General features: G+C 74.0%; 24 protein-coding genes and 1 pseudogene. 19 read left to right on the forward strand and 6 right to left on the reverse strand.

What is annotated here, in order from left to right:
* The first annotated feature begins 76 nt into the window (after positions 1-76).
* The 10 genes from ACH34T_RS24345 (at position 77) to ACH34T_RS24390 (ending at position 11,444) form a co-directional block, all read left to right on the forward strand.
* Complete coding sequence (locus ACH34T_RS24345; protein ID WP_396023214.1) at positions 77-2,698, forward strand: DUF4118 domain-containing protein; 2,622 nt, start codon at positions 77-79, stop codon at positions 2,696-2,698.
* Positions 2,695-3,360 carry a response regulator gene (locus ACH34T_RS24350; protein ID WP_396023215.1) on the forward strand — a complete coding sequence of 222 codons (666 nt, stop codon included), beginning with the start codon at positions 2,695-2,697 and terminating at the stop codon, positions 3,358-3,360. Before ACH34T_RS24345 ends, ACH34T_RS24350 begins: the two co-directional genes overlap by 4 nt.
* Positions 3,361-3,416: 56 nt before the next feature.
* On the forward strand, positions 3,417-4,481 hold the full coding sequence (locus ACH34T_RS24355) for a S1C family serine protease (RefSeq protein ID WP_396023216.1): 1,065 nt from the start codon (positions 3,417-3,419) through the stop codon (positions 4,479-4,481).
* Between the two features lie 126 nt (positions 4,482-4,607).
* A complete protein-coding gene (locus tag ACH34T_RS24360) occupies positions 4,608-5,276 on the forward strand; it encodes a TetR/AcrR family transcriptional regulator (protein ID WP_396023217.1) in 669 nt (222 codons plus the stop codon).
* The gene (locus tag ACH34T_RS24365) at positions 5,273-6,181 is read left to right on the forward strand and encodes an ATP-binding cassette domain-containing protein (protein WP_396023218.1); all 909 of its coding nucleotides are present in this window, start codon (positions 5,273-5,275) and stop codon (positions 6,179-6,181) included. The genes ACH34T_RS24360 and ACH34T_RS24365 overlap by 4 nt, the downstream gene beginning before the upstream one ends.
* Entirely contained in the window at positions 6,178-7,782 is a 1,605-nt protein-coding gene (locus tag ACH34T_RS24370; protein WP_396023219.1) for an ABC transporter permease, read from the forward strand. The genes ACH34T_RS24365 and ACH34T_RS24370 overlap by 4 nt, the downstream gene beginning before the upstream one ends.
* 81 nt (positions 7,783-7,863) lie before the next feature.
* Positions 7,864-8,466 (forward strand): TIGR00730 family Rossman fold protein, encoded by a 603-nt coding sequence (locus tag ACH34T_RS24375; protein WP_396023220.1) that lies wholly within the window; start codon positions 7,864-7,866, stop codon positions 8,464-8,466.
* Positions 8,467-8,516: 50 nt separating this feature from the next.
* Entirely contained in the window at positions 8,517-8,978 is a 462-nt protein-coding gene (locus ACH34T_RS24380) for a CBS domain-containing protein (protein WP_396023221.1), read from the forward strand.
* 57 nt (positions 8,979-9,035) lie between these two features.
* Complete coding sequence (locus ACH34T_RS24385) at positions 9,036-9,902, forward strand: inositol monophosphatase family protein (RefSeq protein ID WP_396023222.1); 867 nt, start codon at positions 9,036-9,038, stop codon at positions 9,900-9,902.
* A gap of 126 nt (positions 9,903-10,028) precedes the next feature.
* Positions 10,029-11,444, forward strand: a complete 1,416-nt coding sequence (locus ACH34T_RS24390; protein ID WP_396023223.1) for an alkaline phosphatase PhoX — start codon at positions 10,029-10,031, stop codon at positions 11,442-11,444.
* Between the two features lie 49 nt (positions 11,445-11,493).
* Here ACH34T_RS24390 and ACH34T_RS24395 read toward each other — a convergent pair whose 3' ends face one another.
* On the reverse strand, positions 11,494-11,811 hold the full coding sequence (locus ACH34T_RS24395; protein ID WP_396023224.1) for a hypothetical protein: 318 nt from the start codon (positions 11,809-11,811) through the stop codon (positions 11,494-11,496).
* A 74-nt stretch (positions 11,812-11,885) separates the two neighbouring features.
* On the opposite strand from ACH34T_RS24395, the gene ACH34T_RS24400 reads away from it, so the two are divergent.
* The 3 genes from ACH34T_RS24400 to ACH34T_RS24410 are packed head-to-tail and all read left to right on the forward strand — an operon-like array spanning position 11,886 to position 13,422.
* On the forward strand, positions 11,886-12,395 hold the full coding sequence (locus tag ACH34T_RS24400; protein WP_396023225.1) for a hypothetical protein: 510 nt from the start codon (positions 11,886-11,888) through the stop codon (positions 12,393-12,395).
* Positions 12,392-12,820: an SRPBCC family protein gene (locus ACH34T_RS24405; RefSeq protein WP_396023226.1), complete on the forward strand. Its 429-nt coding sequence runs from the start codon at positions 12,392-12,394 to the stop codon at positions 12,818-12,820. Before ACH34T_RS24400 ends, ACH34T_RS24405 begins: the two co-directional genes overlap by 4 nt.
* Before the next feature lie 14 nt (positions 12,821-12,834).
* Positions 12,835-13,422: a DNA-3-methyladenine glycosylase I gene (locus ACH34T_RS24410; RefSeq protein ID WP_396023227.1), complete on the forward strand. Its 588-nt coding sequence runs from the start codon at positions 12,835-12,837 to the stop codon at positions 13,420-13,422.
* Between the two features lie 171 nt (positions 13,423-13,593).
* On the opposite strand, the gene ACH34T_RS24415 is transcribed toward ACH34T_RS24410, so the two are convergent.
* The 3 genes from ACH34T_RS24415 to ACH34T_RS24425 all read right to left on the reverse strand — a co-directional run bounded on the left by ACH34T_RS24415 (position 13,594) and on the right by ACH34T_RS24425 (position 17,868).
* A complete protein-coding gene (locus ACH34T_RS24415) occupies positions 13,594-16,182 on the reverse strand; it encodes an FtsX-like permease family protein (RefSeq protein WP_396023228.1) in 2,589 nt (862 codons plus the stop codon).
* Positions 16,183-16,189: 7 nt separating this feature from the next.
* Complete coding sequence (locus ACH34T_RS24420) at positions 16,190-16,954, reverse strand: ABC transporter ATP-binding protein (protein WP_396023229.1); 765 nt, start codon at positions 16,952-16,954, stop codon at positions 16,190-16,192.
* A gap of 128 nt (positions 16,955-17,082) precedes the next feature.
* Positions 17,083-17,868: an enoyl-CoA hydratase-related protein gene (locus tag ACH34T_RS24425; protein ID WP_396023230.1), complete on the reverse strand. Its 786-nt coding sequence runs from the start codon at positions 17,866-17,868 to the stop codon at positions 17,083-17,085.
* A 180-nt stretch (positions 17,869-18,048) separates the two neighbouring features.
* Here ACH34T_RS24425 and ACH34T_RS24430 point away from each other — a divergent pair, with 180 nt between their 5' ends.
* Together ACH34T_RS24430 and ACH34T_RS24435 are read left to right on the forward strand one after the other, a co-directional pair.
* Positions 18,049-18,216 (forward strand): DUF3117 domain-containing protein, encoded by a 168-nt coding sequence (locus tag ACH34T_RS24430; RefSeq protein WP_083946426.1) that lies wholly within the window; start codon positions 18,049-18,051, stop codon positions 18,214-18,216.
* 110 nt (positions 18,217-18,326) lie between these two features.
* Positions 18,327-19,799, forward strand: coding sequence for a leucyl aminopeptidase (locus ACH34T_RS24435; RefSeq protein ID WP_396023231.1), 1,473 nt, complete (start codon positions 18,327-18,329; stop codon positions 19,797-19,799).
* 72 nt (positions 19,800-19,871) lie between these two features.
* Here ACH34T_RS24435 and ACH34T_RS24440 read toward each other — a convergent pair whose 3' ends face one another.
* Complete coding sequence (locus ACH34T_RS24440; RefSeq protein WP_396023232.1) at positions 19,872-20,486, reverse strand: hypothetical protein; 615 nt, start codon at positions 20,484-20,486, stop codon at positions 19,872-19,874.
* A 3-nt stretch (positions 20,487-20,489) separates the two neighbouring features.
* The gene (locus ACH34T_RS24445; RefSeq protein ID WP_396023233.1) at positions 20,490-21,092 is read right to left on the reverse strand and encodes an O-methyltransferase; all 603 of its coding nucleotides are present in this window, start codon (positions 21,090-21,092) and stop codon (positions 20,490-20,492) included.
* 251 nt (positions 21,093-21,343) lie between these two features.
* Here ACH34T_RS24445 and sigE point away from each other — a divergent pair.
* From sigE to ACH34T_RS24465, 4 genes and pseudogenes are all read left to right on the forward strand, one after another.
* Positions 21,344-21,952, forward strand: a pseudogene (sigE, locus tag ACH34T_RS24450) (RNA polymerase sigma factor SigE); the annotation flags it as partial.
* A gap of 222 nt (positions 21,953-22,174) precedes the next feature.
* Positions 22,175-22,786 carry an anti-sigma factor family protein gene (locus tag ACH34T_RS24455; protein ID WP_396023234.1) on the forward strand — a complete coding sequence of 204 codons (612 nt, stop codon included), beginning with the start codon at positions 22,175-22,177 and terminating at the stop codon, positions 22,784-22,786.
* Positions 22,783-23,886 carry a MucB/RseB C-terminal domain-containing protein gene (locus ACH34T_RS24460; protein WP_396023235.1) on the forward strand — a complete coding sequence of 368 codons (1,104 nt, stop codon included), beginning with the start codon at positions 22,783-22,785 and terminating at the stop codon, positions 23,884-23,886. The genes ACH34T_RS24455 and ACH34T_RS24460 overlap by 4 nt, the downstream gene beginning before the upstream one ends.
* Positions 23,887-23,995: 109 nt before the next feature.
* On the forward strand, positions 23,996-25,819 hold the full coding sequence (locus tag ACH34T_RS24465) for a S1C family serine protease (RefSeq protein ID WP_396023236.1): 1,824 nt from the start codon (positions 23,996-23,998) through the stop codon (positions 25,817-25,819).
* Positions 25,820-25,857 lie beyond the last annotated feature (38 nt).

Here is a 25,857-nt window from a genome sequence, read left to right on the forward strand (position 1 = left end):
CTCCTCGTGGTGGCGCTGCGGCTCAACCTCACCCTGGACAAGGCCGTCCCCTGCCGCGGCTGAGAGGATGGTGACCATGGCCAGGGGGCGGCTCCGCATCTACCTCGGGGCAGCCCCCGGGGTCGGGAAGACCTACGCCATGCTGTCGGAGGCGCGGCGGCGGCAGGACCGCGGCACCGACGTCGTCGTCGGCTACGTCGAGACGCACGGCCGGGCCCGCACCGCCGCCCTCCTCGACGGCCTGGAGGTCCTCCCGCGGGCGACGGTGACGCACCGCGGCGCCGAGTTCACCGAGCTCGACGTGCCCGCCGTGCTGCGCCGCGCCCCCGAGGTCGTGCTGGTGGACGAGCTGGCCCACACCAACGTCCCCGGCGGCCGGCACGACAAGCGCTGGCGGGACGTCGAGGAGATCCTCGACGCCGGGATCGACGTGATCACGACCGTGAACGTCCAGCATCTGGAGTCGGTCAACGACGTCGTGGAGAGCATCACCGGGGTGCCGCAGCGGGAGACCGTCCCGGACGAGGTCGTCCGCGGCGCCGGGCAGGTCGAGCTGGTCGACATGGCGCCGGAGGCGCTGCGCCGCCGGATGGCGCACGGCAACGTCTACACGCCGGAGAAGGTCGACGCGGCCCTGTCCAACTACTTCCGCGTCGGGAACCTGACCGCGCTGCGCGAGCTGGCGCTGCTGTGGCTGGCGGGCAAGGTCGACGAGCAGCTCGACCGGTACCGCGCCGACCACGGCATCGGCGGCACCTGGGAGGCGCGGGAGCGGATCGTCGTCGCGCTCACCGGCGGGCCCGAGGGGGAGGCGCTGCTGCGCCGCGCGACCCGCATCGCCGCCCGGTCCAAGGGCGCCGACCTGCTCGCCGTGCACGTGGCCCGCGGCGACGGGTTGGGCGGCGGCGCGCGGCCGCGCGACCTGGCCCGGCAGCGGGAGATCGTGGAGGGGCTCGGCGGCACGTTCCACCAGGTCGTCGGCGACGACATCCCCCGCGCCCTGCTGGAGTTCGCGCGCGCCGTCAACGCGACGCAGCTCGTCCTCGGCATCTCGCGGCGGGGGAGGCTCGCGCAGCTGCTGCGGCCGGGGATCGGGGTGACGACGACCGCGCTGTCGGGGTCGATCGACGTCCACATGGTCACCCACGACCAGGCCAGGCAGGGCATCCGCGGGCCGGTGCGCGACCAGGGCCTGTCGTCGCGCCGCCGCGCCGCCGGGTTCCTGGTCGCGGCGGGCGGGCTGCCGCTGCTGACGTTCGGGCTGGTGGAGGCGCGGCCCGCGTTGTCGCTGCCGTCCGACATCCTGTTCTTCCTCGCGGCCGTCGTCGGGATCGCGCTGGTCGGCGGGATGTGGCCCGCGCTGTTCACCGCGGTCGCCGGGTTCCTGCTGCTCAACTGGTACTTCACCCCGCCGCTGCACCGGTTCACCGTCGCCGAGCAGGAGAACCTGATCGCGCTCGCGGTGTTCGTGCTGGTCGGCGTGGGCGTCAGCATGGTCGTCGACAACGCGGCGCGGCGGTCGCGGGAGGCGGCGAAGCTGGGCGGCGAGGCGGGGCTGCTGTCCACGCTGGCCGGGAACGTGCTGCGCGGCGAGCGCGCCCTCGACATCCTGCTCTCGCGGATGCGCGAGACGTTCGGGCTCACGTCGGTCACGCTGCTGGAACGTCCGGTGCCCGCCACGCCCGACAGCCATGACGACCCGTCCGACTGGCGGATCGTCGCGACCGTCGGCGGACGGCCCTGCACCTCGCCCGGCGAGGGCGACACCGAGATCCCGGCGGGCGACGGCCTCACGCTGGCGATCCGGGGGCGTCCGCTCCCGGCGGGCGACCGGCGGGTGCTGGAGGCGTTCGCCGTCCAGGCCGCGGGCGCGCTGCACCAGCAGCGGCTGGAGGCGGAGGCGGGACGGGCCCGTCCCCTGGAGGAGGCCGACAAGATGCGGACCGCGCTGCTCAACGCCGTCAGCCACGACCTGCGCACCCCGCTGGCCTCGGCGAAGGCCGCCGTCGACAGCCTCGGCACCACCTCGGTCGCCTGGACGCCCGAGGAGCGCGCCGAGCTGCTCGACACCGCCGCGCAGTCCCTCGACCGGCTCGACCGCCTGGTCGCCAACCTGCTCGACATGAGCCGCCTGCAGGCCGGGGTCCTCGGCATCGCCGCGCAGCCCGTCGCCCTGGACGAGATCATGCCCCGCGCCCTGGACGACATCGGCGGCACCGGCGGCACCGGCGACCGGGTGACCGTCCGGCTCGACCCGCGGCTGCCGGAGGCGACCGCCGACCCGGCGCTGCTGGAACGCGTCCTGGTCAACCTGGTCGCCAACGCGCTGCGGCACAGCCCGCCGGGCGAGCCCGTCCTGATCACCGCCGGCGCGATCCAGGGCCGGGTCGAGCTGCGGATCGCCGACCGCGGCCCCGGCGTCCCGCCCGCCGACCGGGAACGGATCTTCCAGCCGTTCCAGCGGCTCGGCGACCGCGACAACCACACCGGCGTCGGCCTCGGCCTCGCGCTGGCCCGCGGGCTCACCGAGGCGATGGGCGGCGAGCTGGTCCCCGAGGACACCCCGGGCGGCGGCCTCACGATGATCGTCGCCCTGCCCGTCCACGAGCCGGGGCCCGTCCATGAGCCGGGGCCCGTCCATGAGCCGGGGCCCGTCCATGAGCCGGGGCAGGTCCACGAGCCGAGGGAGGCGTCGTGACGCGGGTGCTGGTCGTCGACGACGAGCCACAGCTCCTGCGGGCCCTGCGCATCAACCTGCGCGCCCGCGACTACGACGTGGACGTCGCCGCCGACGGCACGACCGCGCTCCGCCGGGCCGGGGCGGCCCCGCCCGACCTGGTCGTCCTCGACCTCGGGCTGCCCGACGTCCCGGGCGTCGACGTCATCCACGGGCTGCGCGGCTGGACGCGGGTGCCGATCATCGTCCTGTCCGGCCGGGCGGGCAGCCGGGACAAGGTCGAGGCGCTGGAGGCCGGCGCCGACGACTACGTCACCAAACCGTTCGACATCGAGGAGCTGGTCGCCCGCATCCGCGCCGTGAGCCGCCGCGTGTCGGTGGCGGGCGAGGTGTCGCGGGTGGACGTCGGCGACCGCACCGTCGACCTGGCGGGCAAGACGGTCAGCGGCGGCGTCCGCCTGACGCCGACCGAATGGCATCTGCTGGAGATCCTGCTCCGCAATCCGGGCAAGCTCATCAGCCAGCAGCAGCTCCTCACGACGGTGTGGGGGCCGTCCTACCGGCGCGAGACGCACTATCTGCGCCAGTACATGGCGCAGCTGCGCCGCAAGCTCGAAGCCGATCCCGCGCACCCGAGGCACCTGCTCACCGAGCCCGGGATGGGGTACCGCTTCCAGCCCTGACCTCCCATGCCTGATCTCCGGGAGGAGGGAAGGAACCCGTCCGGGAGGTGGGGAGCGTGGAGAGGAAAGCGAAGGTCAAGGCATGCGCGGCGGTGGCGGCGGGGACGCTGGCGCTCGCCGGGTGCAGCGGCGACGAGGGCGCCGGATCGACGGCCGCGCGGACGTCCGCCCCGGTCAGCGCCGGGCCTGCGGCGGACCTCCAGCAGCAGTACGAGAAGGTCGTGGACGCCGTCCTGCCGTCGGTGGTGAAGATCCAGACCGACCGGGGCGAGGGATCGGGGGTCGTCTACGACGGCCACGGCAACATCGTCACCAACGCGCACGTGGTCGCCGGGGCGAACAGGATCCAGGTGACGGCGGCCAGCGGCGGCTCGCCGCTGAACGCCGACCCCGTGGGCGCGTTCGCGGCCGACGACCTCGCCGTCGTCAAGGTGTCCGGCGGGTCGCTGCGCCCGGCGTCGTGGGGCGAGTCGGGCAAGGCCGAGGTCGGGCAGATCGTCCTGGCGATGGGCAACCCGCTGGGCCTCGCGGGCAGCGTCACGAACGGGATCGTGTCCGCGCTGCACCGGACGGTCTCCACCAAGGGCGAGGGCGACTTCCAGGGATCGACGATCGCCGACGCCATCCAGACGAGCGCGGCGATCAACCCGGGCAACAGCGGCGGCGCCCTGGTCACGCTGAGCGGCCAGGTGATCGGCGTGCCCACCGCCGCCGCGTCGGACCCGTCGATCGGCGCGCCGGCGGCCGGGATCGGGTTCGCGACGCCGAGCGACACGGTCAAGCGGATCGTCCCGCAGCTCATCAGGTCCGGGAAGGTGTCGGACTCGGGGCGGGCGGCGCTCGGCGTGACGGTCCGGACGATCGTCGACCCGCAGAGCGGGCGGCGGTCCGCGGTCGCGGTCGTGGAGGTCCAGCGGGGCAGCGGCGCGGCGAAGGCGGGGATCGAGCCGGGCGACCTGGTCCTGTCGGTGGACGGCACCGCCACGCCCGACCAGACGGCGCTGGCGTCGGTGCTGGCGAACCTCAGTCCAGGCGGCATCGCGAACGTCGAGATCCAGCGGCCGGACGGGAAGAAGCAGCGGGTCCAGGTGACGCTCGGCGAGCTCCCCGGCGGCGGCTGAACCGCGTCCCGGAACCGCGTCCCGGAGGGGCCGTCCGCGGCGGCCGGCCCCGGTTGGACACCCTGCCTGTACAGGGGTACAGTGTGCATCGGTACAGCTTACTGATCGTTTGTACAGGTGGTGAAGATGCGGGGCAGGGAGCGGGCCGAGGATCTGACCGGCAAGGCCCGGATCAGGGACGCCGCGCTGCTGGAGTTCGCGGAACGCGGGGTGAAGGGCGCGACGATCCGGGGCATCGCGAAGGCCGCCGGCGTCTCGCCCGCGCTCGTCCAGCACCACTTCGGGACCAAGGAGGCCCTGCGCGAGGCGTGCGACGAGTACGTCATGCGGGCCATCCGCGAGGTCAAGGACGAGTCGCTCCAAGGCGGGATGGCCAGCCCCGGATTCACCGAGCTCGCCCTGCGGACGACCCTGCCCATCCAGCGCTACGTCGCCCGGGCGATGACCGACGGATCGCCCGCGGCGGCGGCGCTGTTCGACGACATAGTCGTCTACACCAAAGAGGTCCTCGAGAGCGGCAGGCCCGGGGTGGCCAGTCCCGAGTCCGACGACCTGCACGCCTACGCGGTCGTCATGACCGGCATGAGCCTCGGCGCGTTCGTCCTGCACGACCACCTGACGCGATCCCTCGGCGCCGACGTCCTGACGAGCGAGGGCTACCCCCGGATGGCGCTCGCGATGATCGAGATCTACGACGACAGGCTGCTGTCGCCGGAGCTGGCCGCACAGGCGCGCGCCGCCATGAAGAGCATGCTCGCCGCCGGCGAGCAGTCACCCAACGAGGAGAACCGGTGACCGAGAAGACGCCCCCCGTCGAGATCTCCGGTCTGGTCAAGACCTTCGGCCAGACCCGCGCGCTGGACGGGCTGGACCTGACCGTCCGGCAGGGAGAGGTGCACGGCTTCCTGGGCCCGAACGGCGCGGGCAAGTCGACCACCATCAGGGTCCTGCTCGGCCTGCTGCGCCCGGACTCGGGCACGGCCAGGCTGCTCGGCGGCGACCCCTGGCGCGACGCGACCGACCTGCACCGCCGCCTCGCCTACGTCCCAGGCGACGTGACGCTGTGGCCGAACCTGTCCGGCGGCGAGGTGATCGACCTGCTCGGCCGGATGCGCGGCGGGACGAACCCGCGCCGCAGAGCCGAGCTCTTGGAACGTTTCGAGCTGGACCCGCGCAAGAAGGGCCGCGCCTACTCCAAGGGCAACCGGCAGAAGGTCGGGCTGATCGCGGCGCTGGCGTCCGACGCCGAGCTGCTGCTGCTCGACGAGCCGACCTCCGGCCTGGACCCCCTCATGGAGGAGATCTTCCAGGAGTGCATCCGCGAGGAGCGGCGCGACGGGCGGACCGTCCTGCTGTCCAGCCACATCCTGTCCGAGGTGGAGGCGCTCTGCGACCGGGTGACGATCATCCGCAACGGCGCCGCCGTGGAGACCGGCACCCTGGACGAGCTGCGGCACCTGACCCGCACGTCGATCCACGCCGAGCTCGCGGCCCCGCCGGACGGCCTTCCGCTGCCCGGCGCCCACGACATCCACATCGAGGGCACCACGATCAGGTTCGAGGTCGACACCCCGCGGCTCGACGAGGCGCTGCGGCAGCTCACCGAGATCGGCGTCCGGAGCCTGACGAGCCGTCCGCCGACGCTGGAGGAGCTCTTCCTCCGCCACTACAAGGAGGAACTTGAGGAGGTCGCGCGATGACCGCGCTCGTCGGAACGGGCGGGCTGGTCCGGCTGATCCTGCGCCGCGACCGGTTCCTGCTCCCCGCCTGGGTGATCGCGTTCGCGGTCATCCCGATGGGCTTCGTGGGGGCGACCGACAACCTCTACCCGGAGGCGGCCGACCGGCTCCACTACGCCGACACGACCGGCACCAACCCGACGTTCCTCGCCCTCTACGGGCCGCTGTACGACACCAGCCTCGGCGCCATCATCGCGCAGCGCTCCGGGTTCATCCCCGTCGTGGTCGGGCTGATCAGTGCGCTGACCGTCGTCCGGCACACCCGCACCGAGGAGGAGGCGGGACGCCGCGAGCTGCTCGGCGCCACCGTGACCGGACGCGGCGCGGGCCTGGCCGCCGCGCTCATCGTGACGATGGCGGCGAACCTCGTCCTCGCCCTGCTGCTCACCGCCGGGCTGACGGCCCAGGACCTCCCGCTCGCCGGGTCGCTGGCCCTCGGGCTGCAGCTCGCCGCGGCCGGCTGCCTCTTCGCGGCGGTCGCGGGCGTCACGGCGCAGCTCAGCGAGGGCGCGGGCGCCGCCCGCGGGATCGCGCTCGCCGCGCTCGGCGCCGCGTTCGCGATCCGGATGGCCGCCGACGTCGGCGGCAAGGACAGCGGCCTGACGTGGCTGGGCTGGGCGTCGCCGTTCGGCTGGACCAACCGGATGCGCGCCTTCGGCGGCGAACGCTGGTGGACGCTCGCGCTCGTCGCGGCGCTCATCGCCGTCCTGGTGGCCGCCGCGGGGGCGCTCCAGGCGCGCCGCGACGTCGGCGCCGGCATCCTGCCCCCGAAGCTCGGGCCGGTCGCCGCGTCGGTGCGGCTTTCGGGGCCGTTCGGGCTCGGCTGGCGGCTGCAGAGCCGTCCCATGTACGGGTGGCTCGCCGGGTTCGCCGCGCTCGGCGTGATCTTCGGCGCGCTCGCCAAGGGCATCGAGGACATGGTGGAGGACAACCCCGAGCTGGAGGAGATCTTCACCAAGATCGGCGGCCAGTCCGGGATCACCGACGCCTACTTCGCCTCCGTGATGAGCATCCTCGGCATCATCGTCGCCGCCTACGCGGTGTCGGCCGCGCTGCGGCTGCGCACCGAGGAGTCGGGGCAGCGCGCCGAGCCGCTGCTCGCCACCGCGACCGGACGGCTCAGGTGGGCGTCCAGCCATCTGGTGTTCGCCCTGCTGGGGCCCGCTGTCGCGCTGGCCGTCTCCGGCACGGCGGCCGGGCTGACGCACGGCCTCAACGCCGGCGACGTCGGCGGGGAACTGCCCCGCGTGTTCGGCGCCGCGATGGCGCAGCTGCCCGCCGTGTGGCTGGTCGCGGCGATCGCGCTCGCGCTGTTCGGGCTGGCGCCCAGGCTCACCGCCGGCGGCGCCTGGGCGGCGGTCGGCCTGTTCGGGGCGATCTCCATGTTCGGGCCGAGCCTCGACCTGAGCGAGGGGGTGATGGACGTCTCGCCGTTCACCCACATCCCGAAGATCGGGCAGAACTTCGCCGTCATGCCGCTGGTCTGGCTGGCGGCCATCGCCGCCGTGCTGGCCGTCCTCGGCATGGTCGGCTTCCGTCGCCGCGACCTCGCCATGCACTGATCCATCCTGCTCCGTCCGCCAGCAGGGCCGTCCGGCGCCGACCCCCCCGTCCGGCGTCGGACGGCCCGTAGGATTGGGCCGGTGGAATCCCCGAAGCGCCTCGCCGTCTGCGTCTTCTGCTCGTCCAGCGGGACGATCGACCGCCGGTACGTCGACCTCGCGGCGCAGGCCGGAGCCGAGCTCGCCCGGCGCGGGCACAGCCTCGTCAGCGGCGGCGCCCAGGTCTCGTGCATGGGCGCGGTCGCGCGCGCCGCGCGGGCCGGCGGCGCCCGCACCGTCGGGGTGATCCCCGAGGGCCTGGTCAGCGTCGAGATCTCCGACGAGGACAACGACGAGCTGATCGTCACCCCCGACATGCGCACCCGCAAGGGCGAGATGGACCGCCGCAGCGACGCGTTCCTCGTCCTGCCCGGCGGCATCGGCACGCTGGAGGAGCTGTTCGAGGTGTGGACGGCCCGCGTCCTCGCCATGCACGCCAAGCCCGTCGTGATCCTCGACCCGACCGGCGTCTACGACCCGCTCCGGGAGCTGATGCGGGGCCTCACCGAGCAGGGCTTCGCCCGCGCGAAGATCTGGGACGCCATCGGCTGGACGAACTCCGTCCCCGAGGCGTTCGACCTGCTGGAACGCTCCCAGCCGCGCATCGAGTTCTCCCCGGAGGACTACGCCGAGGCGGAGCTCTAGCCCGCGTCCGGCGCCGAGGCGGAGCTCTGGGCATCGGATAACGTCGGAATGTGCGCGCCCGTGAACTCGCCGCCGAGTACCCGACCGTGACGCCGTCCGACAGCGCGATGGACGCGGCCCGTCTCCTCGCAGGTCAGGGCCTTCCGGGCCTGGTCGTCGTGGACGGCGAGGGCCGCGCCGTCGCGGTGGTCCCCGGCTCGCGGCTGCTGCGGCAGATCGTCCCGGCGCACGTCCGGGACGACCCGGCCCTCGCCCGCGTCTACGACGAGCGCCACGCCGACCGGCTGTGCGCGAAACTCGCCGACCGGACCGTCGCCGACCTGCTGAAGGACGACCGGATCCCGCTCCCCGTCGTCGACCTCGACGCGACCGTCATGGAGATCGCGAGCGTGATGGCGGGCGCCCGGAGCCCCGTCGTCGCCGTCACCGACAACGAGCGCCGCCCCGAGGAGGGCGCGGTCGTCGGCGTCATCACCGCCGCGCGCCTCCTGGAGCGCCTCCTGCCCGCCTGACCGGCGTCCGCCCTGCCTGCGTCCGCCTGCCCGCAAGCCGTCACCCGAAGGAGCCGAATGAACGCCGACGTGCCCGCCTCACGGGAGCTCGCCGCGATCGCCGAACTCGCCGCCCGGACCACCGGCGGCCGGTTGCGGACGGCGTTCCGCTCGCGTCCGGAGGTCGACGTCAAGACCGACTTCCACGACCCGGTCACCGAGCACGACCGCGCGGCCGAGGAGACCATCCGGGAGGTGCTCGCCGAGCACACCCCGGGCAGCGTCGTGGTGGGGGAGGAGGGCGGCGCGCGCGGCGACTCGTCCGGCTCGGGCGGTTCCGGGATCCGCTGGTACGTGGACCCCATCGACGGGACGGCCAACTTCGCGGTCGGCCTGCCCTTCTGGTGCGTGTCGATCGCCGCCGTCGCGGGCGACGAGCTGGTCGCGGGCGCCGTGTACGACCCGGTGCGCGACGACATGTTCACCGCGACCCTGGACGGCGCCACCTGCAACGGCGAGCCGCTCCGCAGCCGGGGCGCGACCCACGACGCGACCGCCGTGGCCGCCTCGTCCTACCCCAGCCCGCGCGACCTCGCCGACGGCGACCGCGACGAGACCCTGCGGCGCTTCGGCCTGATGGTGGACGCGTTCGCCACCGTCCGCAGGCCCGGCAGCGCCGCCCTCACGCTCGCGCACATCGCCGCCGGCTGGACGGACGTCGCCTACGACTCGTCCATCAACGCCTGGGACATCGCCGCCGCGATGCTCCTGGTCAGGCAGGCCGGCGGGACGTACCTGCCGCTCGGCGGGCGGCCGGGCGGCCACGACTGGGACGCCCCCGGCTACCTCGCCTGCGTCGGCGGCTTCGACCTGGCCGCCTCCGTCATGACCGAGGTCGCCGGGCTCGCGGGCGCGGGAACGCGCCGGCCCGGAACCCCCTCCTGAGCGGGTCCCGAAGTCCGGAAACTGAAGATTGTCCTGGGGGTTTGCCACCCGGCCGGTGCTCGTTCACCGCTGGTTCAGGGGCGGCGACCAGGCTCCCGCGTGATCCCCTCACGTGAAGGAGTGCCCATGTCCGTGACCCGTCGCGGAGTCGTCAAGGGCGGCGCCGCCGGTGCGATGTCCATCGCACTCGCCGGAAGCCTGGACGGAATCTTCCAGACCTCCGCGGGCGCCGACACCGGTGAGGCGTACGGCTACGGCCCGCTCGTCCCCGACCCCAAGGGCGTCCTCGATCTGCCCAAGGGTTTCTCATACAAGACGCTGTCGGTGGAGGGCGAGCCGATCTCCAGCGGCGTCGTCGTCCCCGGCAAACACGACGGGACGGCCACGTACCCCGCCCGCGGAGGCCACGACCACTTCCCGCACTGGCCCGACTTCCCCGACTTCCCTGACTGGCCCAACTGGAGCGCCCGGGAGCGCGAGCGCGAGCGGGGCCACGGCCGCCGCGGGCAGACGATCCTCGTCCGCAACCACGAGCAGAGCAACGGCGGCACCCGCACCGTCGCGCCGCCCGAGCTGACCTACGACCCGGCGGCCACCGGCGGCACGACCAACCTGCTGGTCGACCGCGACGGCGGCCTGGTGTCGCAGTACGTCAGCCTCGCCGGGACGGCCGTGAACTGCGCCGGCGGCCGCACCCCGTGGGGGACGTGGCTGACCTGCGAGGAGACCGAGGGCTTCAAGGGCGAGACCAAGAGCCACGGCTGGGTCTTCGAGGTCGACCCGTACGGGCGGCGCACCAAGCCCGTCCCGCTGACCGGTCTCGGCCGGTTCGCGCACGAGGCCGTCGCCGTCGACCCGCACACCCTCACCGCCTACCTGACCGAGGACGCGTCCGGGCCGTTCGGGCTGTTCTACCGGTTCCGTCCCCGCGCCCACCGCGGCGGCTACCACGCCTACCTGAAGGGCGGGGAGCTGGAGGCGCTGAACGTGCCGAACGTCCCCGACCTGTCGCTCGTCACCGAGCCCGGGACGAAGCTCCGCGCCCAGTGGGTGGACGTGCCGGACCCGTCCGCGAAGCAGACGTCCGTCCGCAAGCAGTTCGAGACGATCACGCGGAGCCAGAAGCTCGAAGGCGCCTGGTGGGGCCACGGCAAGGCGTACTTCGTGTGCAGCTTCTCCAGCAAGGAGGACGGCGCCGCGGGCGACCACGCCGGGCAGGTCTGGACGTACGACCCGCGCCGCAACGAGATCGAGCTCCAGCTCATCTTCAAGCCGGGCGGCCGCTTCGACGGCCCGGACAACATCACCGTCTCCCCGTACGGCGGCGGCGTGATCCTGGCCGAGGACGGCGACGGCGAGCAGTACCTCGTCGGCACCACGCGGCGCAACAAGCCGTTCGCGATGGCCCGCAACGCCCTCAACGGCAGCGAGTTCACCGGGGTGACCTTCTCCCCGGACGGCCGCGTCCTGTTCGCGAACCGGCAGTCCGACCCGGGCGCGACGTTCGCGATCACCGGCCCCTGGCACCGCCTCCGCGGCTAGACGGGGTCCACGGTCAGGCGAGGCGGAGGGGCGCCGGGCGAGGCGGAGGTCAGGCCAGGCCGCGGCGGGCGACGGCGGGGGGCCGGGCGCCCTGGATGGACGCCACCATGTCCAGCACCTGCCGGACGCCGTCCGCCTGCGAATCCGGCACCCGGAACACCGCCGCGCCCAGCCACGCGTAGACGGACGCCGCGGCGAGCAGCCCGGGATCGGGCTCCCGCGCGTCCGTCTCCAGCGTGACGAGCACCGCGTCCCCGGCGGCCGTGAGCCGCTCCACACGGCCCGCAGGGGGCGCCGTGCCCGCGTCCACGACACCGTCCGGCACCGGCGCGCCCGATGACAGGACCTTCCGCTCTCGCACGTCCATGCCGTAAAGCGTGGCACGATCTGGGTTCGGGAATCGTCCTTACAGAGGGACGTCAGGCAGATCGGAGCGTGATCGTGGTCGTCGTGGTTCTCGTCCTGGCCGGCGTGGCGGTGCTGGGCGCCGTCGTGCTCCTCGCCATGGGCAGGGGCGGCGAGCTGGCCGAGACCCATCCCGACTATCCGCGGCTTCCGCTCGGCGCCGACGGCCGTCCCATCACCGGCCCCGAGGTCGCCCACATGCGGTTCCCGCGCACGTTCTGGGGCTACCAGCCGCACGTGATGGACGAGGCGCTGCGCCGCGTGTCGCATGCGCTCTCCGAGCGCGACGCCCGGGTCGCCATGCTCGAACAGCAGCTCCACGACCTGCGCCACGGCGCGGGCTCGATCGGCGCCCTACACGGCCTGGAAGACCCACACGTCCTGGAAGCCCCGCGCACCCTGGACGACCCGCGCACCCCAGAAGATCCGCGCACGCTGGCCGACCCGCACGCCCTGCCGGGCGCGAACGGTGACCGGCCACCGCGCCTCGACAAGGACGAGACCCAGGACGAGCGGGTGGGCGGCGCGGCGGAGGAACGTCCGTGAGCCGCGTCGCCGTCCATGCGGAGGCGGTCTCGTCCGCGTCCGCCGATCGCCTCTTCGACGTCCTGACCGACTGGCCGCGGCACGCCGAGTGGATGCCGTTCACCAGCGCGGAGGGCGGCCGGAAGGCCGGCGACGAGCTGCGCGCCCGGACCGGGGTCGGCCCCGTCGGGTTCCTCGACACGATGGTGATCACCGACTGGCGGCCTGGCAGCCGTGTCGCCGTCCGGCACACCGGACGCGTGGTGCGCGGCGAGGCCTGGTTCAAGATCGTCCCAGAGGGGACCGGCAGCCGCATCGTGTGGGCCGAACGCGTCGACCTGCCGCTCGGTCCGCTCGGCCGCGCGGGATGGCTCGTCGCCGGTCCGGTCGTGAAGGCGTTCATGCGCCTCGGCCTCCGCCGTCTTGCCGTTTTGTCGGAGTCGTGAGGTAGAACGGGCGGGTGACCACCGCGATTCTGGGCGAGGACGGGCTGGCCCGCTGCCCGTGGGGCCTGTCGGCGCCCGACTACGTCGCCTACCACGACGACGAGTGGGGGCGTCCCGTCCGCGACGACCAGGGCCTTTACGAGAAGCTCTGCCTGGAGGCGTTCCAGTCCGGGCTGTCGTGGCTGACGATCCTCCGCAAGCGCGAGGCGTTCCGGGCCGCCTTCCACGGGTTCGACCCCGAGAAGGTCGCCGCGTTCGGTCCCGGCGACGTCGAGCGGCTGATGGCGGACGCGTCGATCGTCCGCAACCGGGCCAAGATCGAGGCGTCCATCGCCAACGCCCGCGCCGCCCTCGACCTCCCGGGCGGCCTCGCCGCCACCGCCTGGCGTTACGCCGACCCCGACGCGCCCGCGTACGCCGACATGGACGACATGCCCGCGTACACCGACGGGTCGAAGTCCCTGGCCAAGGAGCTGAAGAAGCACGGCTTCCGCTTCGTGGGCCCCACCACCGCCTACGCCCTCATGCAGGCCTGCGGCCTCGTCGACGACCACCTCACCGGCTGCGATTTCCGTGGCGTTGCTCGTGGCTGGAAGGCGTGACCGCCTTCCAGCCACGAGCAACGCGTGCGATCGCTGCATCGCTCCGGCTCGCCTAGCGGCTCGCTGCGCGATCAGGTTTCTCGCAGGCTCGAAACCTGCCTTCGGTCGCGATCGCGAGGACTGAGGTCGTTGCGGGGTTGCGGCGATGGCTGGGGTCATGGCGGATCCGCCTCATTCGGCCTTGGCCGCCTCCAGGATCGGCACGGCCGAGGCGCGGCGGGCGGGGAGGGCGGACGTCGCCAGGGTGACGCCCGCCGCGCCCGCGATGACCACGACGAACAGCCACCAGGGCGGGTTCGGCGCCAGGAACGAGCTGCCCGTCCCGACGTGCATGAGGAGGCCGGTGCCGAGCGCGGTGCCGAGCCCGAGGAGCGTGCCGAGCAGGACGACCGTCGCCGCCTCCCAGCGGACCACCGAGCGGATCTGCGCCGCGGTGGCGCCGACGGCGCCGAGCAGCCCGAACTCGCGGGTCCGTTCGCCGACGCTCATCGACACGGTCGTCGCCATGCCGAACAGGGCCAGCAGGAGCGCCATCCCGATGAAGCCGTAGATGACCCTGATGCCGTTGGTCATCGCCTTCGCCGCCGTCTTGACGTAGCCGGACTTGTCGAGCACCTGCGCGCCCGGCACGTCCGCGACGGCCCGCGCCAGGCCGTCCTTGGTGCCGCCGCGGACGAGGACGGCCCGCGTGCCCGCCCCCGAATCCAGGCGGTCCATGGTGGCGGAGGACACCAGCGCCTGGTCGGCGAACAGGTGGGACGGGTCGTGGTAGGCGCCCGCGATGGTCAGCGGGACCTTGCCGCGGTTGCCGCGGACCACCACCCGCTGCCCCTTCTTCAGCTTGTTCGCCTTCAGCACCGTGGACGTGACGCCGATCTCGCCGGGCCGGAGCGGCCGCAGGCTCCCGCCGAGGTCCAGGACGGACGGCAGCGCGCCCGGGTCGGCGCCGGTCACGTCCAGGAACACCGGCTCGGGCTCCTCCCCGGGCGACGGCCGTTTCGGCGGCGGCGCGACGAGCTCGGCGGACGTGCCGGTGAGCGCCATCGCGCGGGACACGCCCGGCGCGGCGGCGGCCTTGGCGACGGTGTCGCGGGGCAGCGGCGCCTGGCCGTCGGACGTCTTCTCCGACGCGGCGATCGCGTGCTCGGCCAGCATCACCTCCTTGCCCGCGCTGTCGAACCTGGCGTTCACCGACAGGACGATCATCGCCGTGGCGGAGACGAGCGCGACGCCGAGCATCAGCGAGGACGCGGCCGATGACACGCGGCGGGGGCTGCGGGTGATGGTGGCGCGGGCGAGCCGTCCCGCCTCCCCGCTGACGGCCGTGCCGATGCGTCCGACCAGGCCGCCGAGCGGGCCGACGAAGAACGGGGCGAGGACGGCGAGCCCCGCCACCATCGTCATCGACCCCATCAGGATCAGCATGCAGACGCCGACCGTGCGCTCGACGCCCGGCGGCTCCTCGCTCCGTATCCCGAACACGGCGCCGTAGAGCATGAAGGCGAAGGCGAACACGGTGAGCGCGCCGATGATCCGGGGCCAGCGCCGTCCGGCCGTGTCGGTGCTCGCGGCGCGCAGCGCCTGCATCGGCGCGATCCGGGACGCCCTGTGCGCCGCGCGCCAGGCCGCGAGCTGGGTGACGAGGATCCCGGCGAGGGTGGGCGCGGTGAGGGCGATCCAGCCGAAGTCGGCGTCGGCGACGGAGATGTCGAAGCCGTCCTTGGCGAACAGGTCGGTGAGGGCGCCCGACACCGGGTAGCCGACCAGGACGCCGCCGATGGACGCGACGATCCCGAGCGCGAGCGCCTCCAGCCGGATCAGCCGTTTGATCTGGCGGGGTGTGGCGCCGATCGCGCTGAGCAGCGCGAGCCGCCGGGTCCGCTGCCGGACGAGGGTGCCGAACGTGTTGGCGACGACGAACAGCCCCACGAACACGGCGAGGGACGCCAGCATCCCCAGCGAGCCGCCGACCGAGGTGCTCGCGGAGTCGAGGGTGGCCGACTGCGCGTGCCGGACGCTGCCGGCCGTCCGCACGGTGGCGTCCTCGCCGCGCAGGTCCCGGGCCAGCCCGGCGCGGAGCTCCCCGGCCTGCACGCCGGGCGCGGCCTTGACCCACACGCCCTGCCAGGTCCCGGGCGGCAGCTCGGCCGCCCGCCGGACGGTCTCCGGCGGCGCCAGCAGCAGGTCACCGCTCGCGACGGCGCTGCGCCCCTCAACGGTGACGATCCCGACGATCTTCATGGCGCGGGTCTGCTTCGGCAGCGTCGTCCGCAGCGGGTCGCCGACGCCCAGCTTGCCGGCGCGGGCGACGTGCCGGGTGACGGCGACCTCGCCGTCGGCGGCGGGGGCGCGCCCGTCCTCCAGGTGGTACGGGTTGAGCCGCGGCTCGGGCGTCCACGGCCTGAGCTGGGTGGACGCCCCCGCCGGCGGCAGGATGAGCTTTCCGTCGGAGCCGGTCGCGGTCACCGGGACCGTCGCGTCCCCGGCCACGGCGGCCACGCCGGGACGTCCGGCGACCCGGTCCAGCGGCACCTGCCCGTCCGGGGCGGCGTAGACGTCGCCGGGGTCGGTCGTCCCGCCGAGCACCAGCACGTCGGCGCGGGCGTACTCGCTGGCGTCGGTGCCCGCCACCGCCTCCTGCGCCCGGAACGTGAACTGCAGCGACCCGGCGATCAGCCCGATCGCGAACATCGCCGCCAGCAGCGTGGCGGTCAGCTGCTTCCAGCCGCCGGTGAACGAGCGGCGCGCGATGAGCCACATGACGCGCTCAGCCCTCCATCCGCCGCATGGCGGCGTGGACCTGGTCGATGGTGGGGGAGTGCAGCTCGTGCACGATCATCCCGTCGGCGAGGAACAGCACCCGGTCGGCGTGCGCGGCGGCCACCGGGTCGTGCGTCACCATGATCACCGTCTGGCGGTAGGCGTCGACGGCGCGGCGCAGGAACCCGAGCACCTCGGCGCCCGACCGCGAGTCCAGGTTGCCGGTCGGCTCGTCGGCGAACAGCACCTCGGGACGGGTCAGCAGCGCCCGCGCCACCGCGACCCGCTGCTGCTGCCCGCCGGACAGCTCGCTCGGACGGTGCGCCAGCCGCTCCCGCAGGCCCAGCGCGTCTACGATCGTGTCGAACCACTGCCGGTCGGCGCGCCGGTTCCCGAGCCGTCCGGTGAGCCGGATGTTCTCCTCCGCCGTCAGCATCGGCAGCAGGTTGAACGACTGGAACACGAACCCGAGCCTGTCGCGGCGCAGCTTGGTCAGCCGCGTCCGCGTCAGCGTGGTGATGTCGACGTCGCCGATCAGCACGGAGCCGGACGTCACCGCGTCCAGCCCGGCCATGCAGTGCAGGAACGTCGACTTCCCCGAGCCGGACGGACCCATGATCGCGGTGAACCGGCCGCGGGGGAACGCCGCCGAGACGCCGCGCAGCGCGGTCACCGCGCCGTCGCCCGTCCCGTACGACTTGACCACGTCGCGGGTCACGGCGACGTGGTCGTGGACCTGCCCGGCAGGGGGAACGGCGGTTGTCTGGATCATGCCGTCCAGCAAACCGCCGGAGGCCCCTCGCGCGCATTGACGCCCGCTCCCGGGCCTGCGGTGGGGACAGCCCCACCCGCCCCCACGTGGAGACCCGAGCCTGCGTCCTCAGCCGCGCTCAGCGGCCTTCAGCGGCCCTCGAACGCGGGCTGCTGCTTCTTCAGGAACGCCTCGGTCGCGTTGTGGTGGTCGCTGGTCCTCTCGCACTCGTCCTGGAGCTCCGCCTCCCGTTCGAGCGCGGCCGCCAGATCGTGCGTCGCCGCGAAGTCGAGCGCCGCCTTGACCGCGCCGTAGGAGACCGTCGGACCGGCGGCGAGGCGGCGGGCCAGCTCCACCGACGCGGAGGCCAGCTCGTCCGCCGGGACGACCCGGCTCACCAAACCCAGCTCCAGCGCCTGCTCGGCCTTCACCGGCTCGCCGAGCAGCAGCAGCTCGGACGCCTTCGCGCGGCCGACGAGGCGCTGCAGCGTCCACGACATGCCGCTGTCGGGCGCGAGCCCGATCCCGGTGAACGCGGTCGCGAACCGGGCCTTGTCGGACGCGACGGCCAGGTCGCACGCGAACGCCAGCGACGCCCCCGCCCCCGCCGCGACGCCGTTCACGGCCGCGACCACCGGCTTCCGCATCCCCGCCAGCGCCAGCACGATCGGGTTGTAGTGCTTGCGGACGGTGTCGTCCAGCCCCTTCCCGGCGGCGAGGTTGTCACCGTGCTCGCGCAGGTCCTGACCGGCGCAGAACGCCCGTCCCGCGCCCGTGAGGATCACCGCGCGGGCGGCCGGGTCGGCGGCGGCGCGCACGACGGTCGCGCGGAGCAGTTCCTTCATCTCGACCGTCAGCGAGTTCATCCCGTCCGGACGGTTGAGTGTGATCGTCCCCACGCCGTCGGTCACGTCGTACAGCACGGTCTCGGCCATCGTCGTCCCCTCCCGCAAGCCCTCCGCCGATCCTCTCATCTTCCGATCTGGAGGCTGATCGTTACCACTTCGCGCCCGGAAGACGAGATAATGGACCACTACTGATGACGCGGATGCGACACGCGGCCACGCGGCCAACGGTGTGCGAAGGCCGCGGCCCTACGCAGGAAGGGGATACGCATGGCGGCGATGAAGCCGCGGACGGGAGACGGTCCGCTCGAAGTGACCAAGGAGGGACGCGGAATCGTCATGCGGGTCCCATTGGAAGGCGGCGGACGTCTCGTGGTCGAGCTGTCCGCCGACGAGGCCAAGGAGCTCGGCGAGGCCCTCAAGGGCGTCGTGGGCTGACGGCGATCGCCGTTCCCGGCTTGTTGGTGACGGTCCCGGCGGGTTTCGCCGGGGCCCTTGCCATTCCCGCCTGAAACACACCCGACCGAGAACCTGGGGGATTCGCCGACATGCCCATCGAGACCCGCATCCAAGGCGCCGGCGGCACCGTGTCGCAGACCGCGGTCGACCTGGAAGCGGAGGCTGTGGCGGTGCCCGTCGTGTCCGGGCCGGTCGCGCCCGCCGCCGAGGTGGCACAGTCGCTGCCGTTCACCCTGGACGAGCTGCTGGAGCTCCACCGCGCCAAGGGCGAGCCAGGCGAGATCACGGCCACCCAGGTCCGGCTCGGCGACCGGATGCGGGAACTGCTGCTGTACGGGGTGGGCGAAGCGGCCCCGGCCGACCTGCGCAAGGCCGGCGCCGCACTCGCCCGCCGCGGCAAGGGCCGCACCGCGCTGGTCGCGGGCGTCCCCACCGGGGACCTCGCCGCGTTCGTCGAGGGCGCGCTGCTCGCCGGCTACGAGTTCAAGATCGGCGCCCCGCCCGCGAAGAAGGCGCTCGGCACGCTGGCCGTCCTCACCGAGGCCGGTCCCGCGGCCGACGCGCCCGCGATCGAGCTGGGCACGGCACGGGCGCGCGCGACGGCCCTGGCCCGCGACCTCGCCAACACGCCGTCCCGCGAGAAGGACCCGTCGTGGCTCGCCGCGCAGGCCGGTCAGGTCGCCGCGGAGACGGGCCTGACCGTCCGCGTGCGCGGCGAGAAGGAGCTGGTGAACGAGGGCTTCGGCGGCCTCGTCGCGGTCGGCGGCGGGTCGTCGCGTCCGCCCCGGCTGATCGAGCTCTCCTACACCCCGGAGGACGGGCCCGCCGAGCGGCACGTCGTCCTCGTCGGGAAGGGCATCACGTTCGACAGCGGCGGCCTGTCCCTCAAGCCAAACGACGGCATGAAGGCCATGAAGACCGACATGGCGGGCGGCGCCGCCGTCATCGCCGCGATGGGCGCGCTGCGCGGCCTCGGCGTCCGCACCCGCGTGACCGGGCTGGTCGCCGCCGCGGAGAACATGCCGTCCGGGTCGTCCATGCGGCCGGGCGACGTGATCGCCCACTACGGCGGGACGACCTCGGAGGTGCTGAACACCGACGCCGAGGGACGGCTCGTCCTCGCCGACGCGCTCGCCTACGCCCGCGCCGAGCTGGCCCCCGACGTGATCGTGGACGTCGCGACCCTGACCGGCGCTGCGAAGGTCGCGCTGGGCCTGCGGCACGCGGCCCTGTTCGCCAACGACGACGCGCTCGCGGCCGAGCTCGCCCGGGCCGGGTCGGCGTCGGGCGAGCAGGTGTGGCGGCTGCCGCTCGTCGACGACTACCGCGCCGCGATCGACTCCGACGTCGCCGACATCAACAACATCGGGCGCGGCGGCTACGGCGGCGGGTCCATCACGGCGGCGCTGTTCCTGCGCGAGTTCGCCGGCGACCGCCCCTGGGCCCACCTGGACATCGCCGGGCCGGGACGCGCCGCGTCCGACGACGCCGAGCTCACCCGCGGCGCGACGGGCTTCGGCGTCCGCCTCCTCCTCACCTGGCTGACCGCCCAGACCGCCTGACGGCCTCCGGTCGGCAGACCGTCCTCCAGCCCCCGCCCGCCACCATTCAAACGACGAGCTCCGCTCGGCTTATCACTTCGTGCGGCGGTCGATCACCGGGACGCGGCGGTACCGCCGGGCCTGCTTGACGATCTGCGGGAGCGTCGCGTCCCAGGCCGCGTCCACCGCGAACGACCACGGCACGGCGTCCGCCGTGGCCGGCACGTCCCGCAGCGTCAGCGCCACCAGCCGCGGCCGCTCCGACGTCAGCGCCATCTCCGCCAGCTCGGCGGACGGCAGGAACACCAGGTAGTCCTGCTCGCCCCGGCGGGTTCCCGCGGCGCCGCGCCGCAGCGCCGCGATCGCCGCCACGTCCGGCCAGGGCAGGACGCGTCCGGACCGGCCGGGCAGCGGCCAGCGCGCCGGGCGCCGCACCCCGCCGCCGTCGAACTCCAGGACGGGACGCCGCGCCAGCATGCCCCCCGCCGACGCGAGCAGCCCCGCGCCGAACAGCCCGAGCCCCGCCACGCCGAGGACCATGACGGTGACGCCGGCGGCACCGGAGCCGCGCATCGCACCGCCCGCGACGAACGCCACCGACGCCAGGAACATGATCAGGAAGGCGGTCAGCCGCCACATCCCCCGCCAGGTCACCCGCTGCCGCACCGCGAACACCTCACCCGCGGCGGCGGCCTCCGCCTCGCTCACGGGCTAGTCGCGCTTCACCGCGCACAGCAGGCCGTCGCCGACCGGGACCAGCAGCGGGACGAGCCGCTCGTCCTCGCGGATCATCCGGTGCACCTCGCGGATCGCCTCGGTGTCCGGGTCGCGCCGGTCGGGATCGGCGACCCGGCCGCCCCACAGCGCGTTGTCGAACGCCACGACGCCGCCCGGCCGCAGCAGCCGCAGCGCGCCGGTCAGGTACTCGGGGTACTCGCGCTTCTGCGCGTCGCAGAACACCATGTCGTACGCGCCGTCGGTGAGCCGCGGCAGCACCTCCAGCGCCGGCCCGGTGATCATCCGGGTGCGGAAGGAGCCGAGCCCGGCCTCCGCGTACGCCTGCTTCGCCAGCCGCTGGTGCTCGGGTTCGATGTCGACGCTCGTCAGCACCGCGTCCTTCGGCATGCCGCGCATCAGCCAGACGCCGGACACGCCGCAGCCGGAGCCGATCTCCACGACCGTCCGCGCGCCGATCAGCGTCGCGAGGAAACGCAGCGCCGCGCCGCCCGCCGCGCCGATCGGCGACGCGCCGATCTCCTGGCCGCGGCGCCTGGCGTCCAGCAGCGGCTCGTCTTCGGGGAGGAAATCCTCCACATAGGCCAGTGTGGCCTGGTCGGCGTCGATGGCTGCCTCCTCGCGGGACCCCCGCCTGGCTCATGCTGCAACGACCTTATCGCTGCCAGGGAACCAACCGGAGTTTCAGCGCGTTGTAACCAGAGAAGGAACCCGTCATGCGCGGGTTGAACCCACGAGAACCCAGTCGGTCCAGAACCGCCCCAGCCCAGGCGAGACCGTGCCGTTCCAAGGCGAGACCTTGGCTCACGAGAGAGGAACAGCCCGGCACCATGGGAGTCGCAGCACTCAGTTTCAGAAGCGCTGTGGGGGTCGGCCCCAGGCAGGGGCTTGGTAGCGTCGCGGGCACTCGCGAGAACGCCCCCGAGGCAGAATGGGCACCGCCGTCCTGGGACGAGGTCGTCCGCGAGCACTCCACGCGCGTGTACCGGCTCGCGTACCGGCTGACAGGCAACCAGCACGACGCCGAAGACCTCACACAGGAGGTCTTCGTCCGCGTGTTCCGTTCCCTGTCGAACTACACGCCGGGGACGTTCGAGGGATGGCTGCACCGGATCACCACGAACCTGTTCCTCGACATGGCGCGCCGCCGCCAGCGGATCCGCTTCGAGGGGCTCGCCGACGACGCCGCCGAACGCCTCCAGGGTCGTGAGCCGACCCCGGCGCAGGCGTTCGACGACAGCAACTTCGACGCCGACGTCCAGGCCGCACTCGACGCGCTGGCCCCCGAATACCGTGCGGCCGTGGTGCTGTGCGACATCGAGGGCCTGTCGTACGAGGAGATCTCCGCGACGCTCGGCGTCAAGCTGGGCACCGTGCGCAGCCGCATCCACCGGGGACGCGCGCAGCTGCGCGGCGCCCTGGAGCACCGCGCGCCGACGCGGCGCAGGCCCGGCACGCGCAACGAGTTCCAGCCCGCGGACGCCATGCTCATGGAGGCCGCCGAGCTGGACGGCAGTCACCAGGACGCCAGGGGGACCGACGACGAGGACGGAGGCCTGCACGCGGCAGGCGGCCGGCCTCAGCCGGAGGGCGTGTAAAGCAGTGTTCACCGCGCGGTGACGGGACCGCGCGGATGACAGAACGGGAAAGACGGAGGCCGCGTGAGTTGTCTGGGGGAGCGTCTGACCGCTCTGGTCGACGGCGAGCTGGGACATGAGGAGCGCGACCGCGCCCTCGCCCACCTGGCGTGCTGCGACCATTGCAGGGACGAGGTCGCCTCGCTGCGCAAGCTCAAGGGCCGGCTGCGGGGGCTGGACGAGACCGACGAGCTTCCGTCCTCCGACTTCCTCACCCGGCTCCGCTCCCTGCCCGGGGCGGCGGCCGGTGCGCCCGCGGCCCCCGACGCCGCGCTGGAGCCCGCCGGTCCGCCCGCTGGAGCCCCGGTACGGCACACCGCGCGCCCGCTCCGGTCGGCGACGCGCCCGGTGCGTCCGTCGTCCGCCGTGCGCCCGCGCGACAACCGTCCCGCCGGACGCGGCGCCGTCGCGCTCGCCGTCCAGCCCCGGCGCCGCTACCTGGTCATGGGCGCCGCGACCCTGTTCCTCGGCCTTGGCGCCGCGTCGTACGCCGTCGGCGGCGCTGAAGACCCGCAGACCGTCACTCCGGCGTTCGACCGCTACGCCGTCCAGCACGCGCTGACCTCAGGGGACGCGCCGATGACCGATCCGCTCACCGACCCGGTCAACCAGGTCCAGGTCTCCCCGGGGCCGTGATCGCGCAGACCGTTACCCGTCCGGGACGGCGCAGATCCACCGTCCTGGTGTGCGGGCTTGCGGGCGCGCTCGCCCTGGGCGCGGCGCTCGCGGGCGACCCGGCCGCCGCGCGGCGCGTCCGCAGCGACCCCGGCGCGGTGGGCCTGCTGCGCGCCGCCGCCGACGCCGCCCGTCGCGTCCCCTACGAGGGCAGGCGGTTCATGACGACGTGGAGCCGCAGCCGGTCGAGCACGTCCCGCGTGACGGTGTCCCACATGCCGGGCGACGGCGTCCGCTACCGGTCCGGGACGGGCTCCGGCGACGGCTACCAGCCCGACGCGGACGGCGGTGACCCCACGGGCTTCACCGCGGCGACGCTCGACCTGCTGACCCGCAACTACTCGGTGGTCCGCGCGGCCGACGCCGCCGTCTGCGGCCGGCACGCCCGCGTCGTCGAGGCCCGCCGCGAGGACGGCAGCCCCGCCGGACGGTTCTGGATCGACTCCGAGACCGGGCTGCTCCTGCACCGCGAGCTGATCGACGCGACCGGCCGCCGCGTCGTCGCCACCGGGTTCAGCGAGATCAGCTACACCGTGCCCGCGGCGGAACCGGCGCCCTACGGCCTCGGCGCCCCGCGCGGCGGGGCCGCGCGGTTCCCCGCGACCAGCGGCCAGGGCGCCGCGTCCGTGTGGGGCGACCGGCTGGACGGCGCCGACCTCGCCGACCTCCGCGACGGCGGCTGGCCCGTCCCCAAGGCCCTGCCGGGGCGCCTCACCCTGCACGACGCGCGCCGCGACACCGGCGGCGGCGCCGTCCATCTGAGCTACTCCGACGGCCTCGCCGCCGTGTCCGTCTTCGTGCAGCCCGGCGTGATCGACGAGCGGGGCCTGTCCGGCTGGCAGAAGACCGTCAGGCGCGGGCGGACGATCTTCCACCGCGAGTCGCTGCGGCGCTGGGCCGTCTCCGCGGGCGACGGCTACGTGTACACGGTCCTGACCGACGCGCCGCAGAGCACAGCCGACGCCGTGGCCGCGAGCCTGCCCCACGACAGCACTTCGTTCTGGACGCGCGTGTCCCGCGGCGCCCGCCGCCTCGCCGGCACCGCGAACCCGTTCGACTGAAAGATCACGCGGGATGAGCGCTTTGCCCTAGGGTCTTATGCTCGCCACATGCCGTGGCGGGCACGATGAGCACGGATCACGAAGACCATGCTCGGTAGGAGAGATGGGGATGACGGAAGACAACCGCGGGCCGGTCAGGGCGCCGTCGGAGGACGACGACGTCGTCCCCGCCCAGGAGCCTGAACGGCAGGAGGCGGCGGCTCCTCCCGAGACGGTGACCGACCAGGAGATCCCCCTGGAGCCGCCGGCCGACACACCCGACCCGGAGCCCGAGGCGGACACCCCGCCCGCGGCCGACGACGACCCGGCCCCGCCACCGGCCTCGGAGCACGAGTCCGAGTCCGAGCCGGACTACGGGACCGACCGGCTCGTCGCGGGCGGCTTCGCGCCGCCGGACTCGCTCGGCGACCCGCCCGACACCAGCGAGGACGTGTTCACCCGGGCCGGCCCGTCCGACATGGGGCCGCAGGAGGTTCCGCTGCAGGACGCCCCGCCCCGCGACATGCCGCAGCCGCCGCCCGTCCCGCTCGACAAGCCCATCGCGGACCGGCCGTTCGCGGACACGCCCGACGACCGCGGGCGGCCCGGGTTCGTCCCGTACGACCAGGACCCGAGGGCCGCGCAGGGGCGGCCGCCGTACGGCGGCGGCTGGCCGCAGCAGTCCCATCAGGGCCCGCCGCCCCCGCCCGGGGCGGGCAGGCCGCCGATGGGTCCGCCGCCGGCGCCGATGGGCCCGCCGCCCGGCGGCCCCCGCCCGATGGGCGGCTTCGGGATGCCGCCCGGAGGGGGCCCGAACTGGGCGCCCGTCCCGGCGCTCCCGTCGTCTTCGCGCGGCGGCCCTGGCCTCGGCCTGTTCGCGATCGTCGCGCTGATCATCGCGCTGGTCGCGGGCGCGGTCGGCGCCGGGGTCGGCGTGATCGCGGCCAACGACGGCGACGACGGCGGCTCGGTGAGCCTCGGCGGCAGCAACGACAGCGACACCCCGGTGCAGGCCCGTCCGCCGGACTCGGTCGCGGGCGTGGCGCAGCGCGTGCTGCCCAGCGTCGTGATGATCCGTGCGCAGTCCTCGCAGGGCGAGGTCGGCGGTACCGGCTTCATCGTCAACGGCGGCTACGTCATCACCAACAACCACGTCGTGTCCGGCGCGGGCGGGCAGATCCAGATCGTCTTCAACGACAAGAAGGTGCTGCCCGCCACGGTCAAGGGCACCGACTCCAGCTCGGACGTCGCCGTCCTGAAGCCCGAGGGCCAGCACTCGCTGCCCGCGCTGGCGGTCGGCGACTCCAGCAAGATCGCCGTCGGCGACCCGGTGATCGCGATCGGCTCGCCGCTGGGCCTGCAGGGCTCGGTGACCACCGGGATCGTCAGCTCCCTGAACCGCGCCGTGCCGACGCAGGGCGAGGGCGGCGGCGACGCGTCCTTCCTCAACGCGATCCAGACCGACGCGGCGATCAACCCCGGCAACTCGGGCGGCCCGCTGGTGGACGCGAAGGGCCGCGTGATCGGCATCAACACCGCGATCGCGACGCTCGGCGGCGGCGGCCTCGGCGGCGAGCAGCAGAGCGGCAGCATCGGCCTCGGCTTCGCGATCCCGATCAACCAGGGCAAGCGGGTCGCCGAGGAGATCATCAGGAGCGGCAGCGTGCGCCAGGCCAAGCTCGGCGTGCTCCCCGACCCCCGCTACCAGGAGGGCGGCGCCCGGATCATGCCGCAGGCCGTCAACGGGCAGGAGCCGGTGACCAAGGGCGGCCCGGCCGACAAGGCGGGCCTGAAGGCCGGCGACGTGATCACCTCGGTGGACGGCAAGCCGATCGAGGACGCCACCGACCTGATCGCGCAGATCCGCAGCCGTGCGCCCGGCGACAAGGTCAAGGTCACCTACCGGCGCGACGGCCGCGAGAGCACGGTCGAGGTGACGCTCGGCGCCGACTAGCGCTGATCTTGGCAGGGACGTTCAGGTCCGGTTCATCC

It is taken from the genome of Actinomadura sp. 9N215 (assembly GCF_044326345.1).
In the GTDB taxonomy this organism is placed as follows: Bacteria; Actinomycetota; Actinomycetes; order Streptosporangiales; family Streptosporangiaceae; genus Spirillospora.

Bases quoted from the DNA above. Each gene is read 5' to 3' on its own strand.
- ACH34T_RS24435 (WP_396023231.1), top strand. From the start codon at position 18,327: ATGCCCATCGAGACCCGCATCCAAGGCGCCGGCGGCACCGTGTCGCAG.
- ACH34T_RS24395 (WP_396023224.1), bottom strand. From the start codon at position 11,811: ATGGACGTGCGAGAGCGGAAGGTCCTGTCATCGGGCGCGCCGGTGCCG.
- ACH34T_RS24360 (WP_396023217.1), top strand. From the start codon at position 4,608: ATGCGGGGCAGGGAGCGGGCCGAGGATCTGACCGGCAAGGCCCGGATC.
- ACH34T_RS24345 (WP_396023214.1), top strand. From the start codon at position 77: ATGGCCAGGGGGCGGCTCCGCATCTACCTCGGGGCAGCCCCCGGGGTC.
- ACH34T_RS24465 (WP_396023236.1), top strand. From the start codon at position 23,996: ATGACGGAAGACAACCGCGGGCCGGTCAGGGCGCCGTCGGAGGACGAC.
- ACH34T_RS24385 (WP_396023222.1), top strand. From the start codon at position 9,036: ATGAACGCCGACGTGCCCGCCTCACGGGAGCTCGCCGCGATCGCCGAA.
- ACH34T_RS24370 (WP_396023219.1), top strand. From the start codon at position 6,178: ATGACCGCGCTCGTCGGAACGGGCGGGCTGGTCCGGCTGATCCTGCGC.
- ACH34T_RS24415 (WP_396023228.1), bottom strand. From the start codon at position 16,182: ATGTGGCTCATCGCGCGCCGCTCGTTCACCGGCGGCTGGAAGCAGCTG.
- ACH34T_RS24390 (WP_396023223.1), top strand. From the start codon at position 10,029: ATGTCCGTGACCCGTCGCGGAGTCGTCAAGGGCGGCGCCGCCGGTGCG.
- ACH34T_RS24425 (WP_396023230.1), bottom strand. From the start codon at position 17,868: ATGGCCGAGACCGTGCTGTACGACGTGACCGACGGCGTGGGGACGATC.
- ACH34T_RS24430 (WP_083946426.1), top strand. From the start codon at position 18,049: ATGGCGGCGATGAAGCCGCGGACGGGAGACGGTCCGCTCGAAGTGACC.
- ACH34T_RS24420 (WP_396023229.1), bottom strand. From the start codon at position 16,954: ATGATCCAGACAACCGCCGTTCCCCCTGCCGGGCAGGTCCACGACCAC.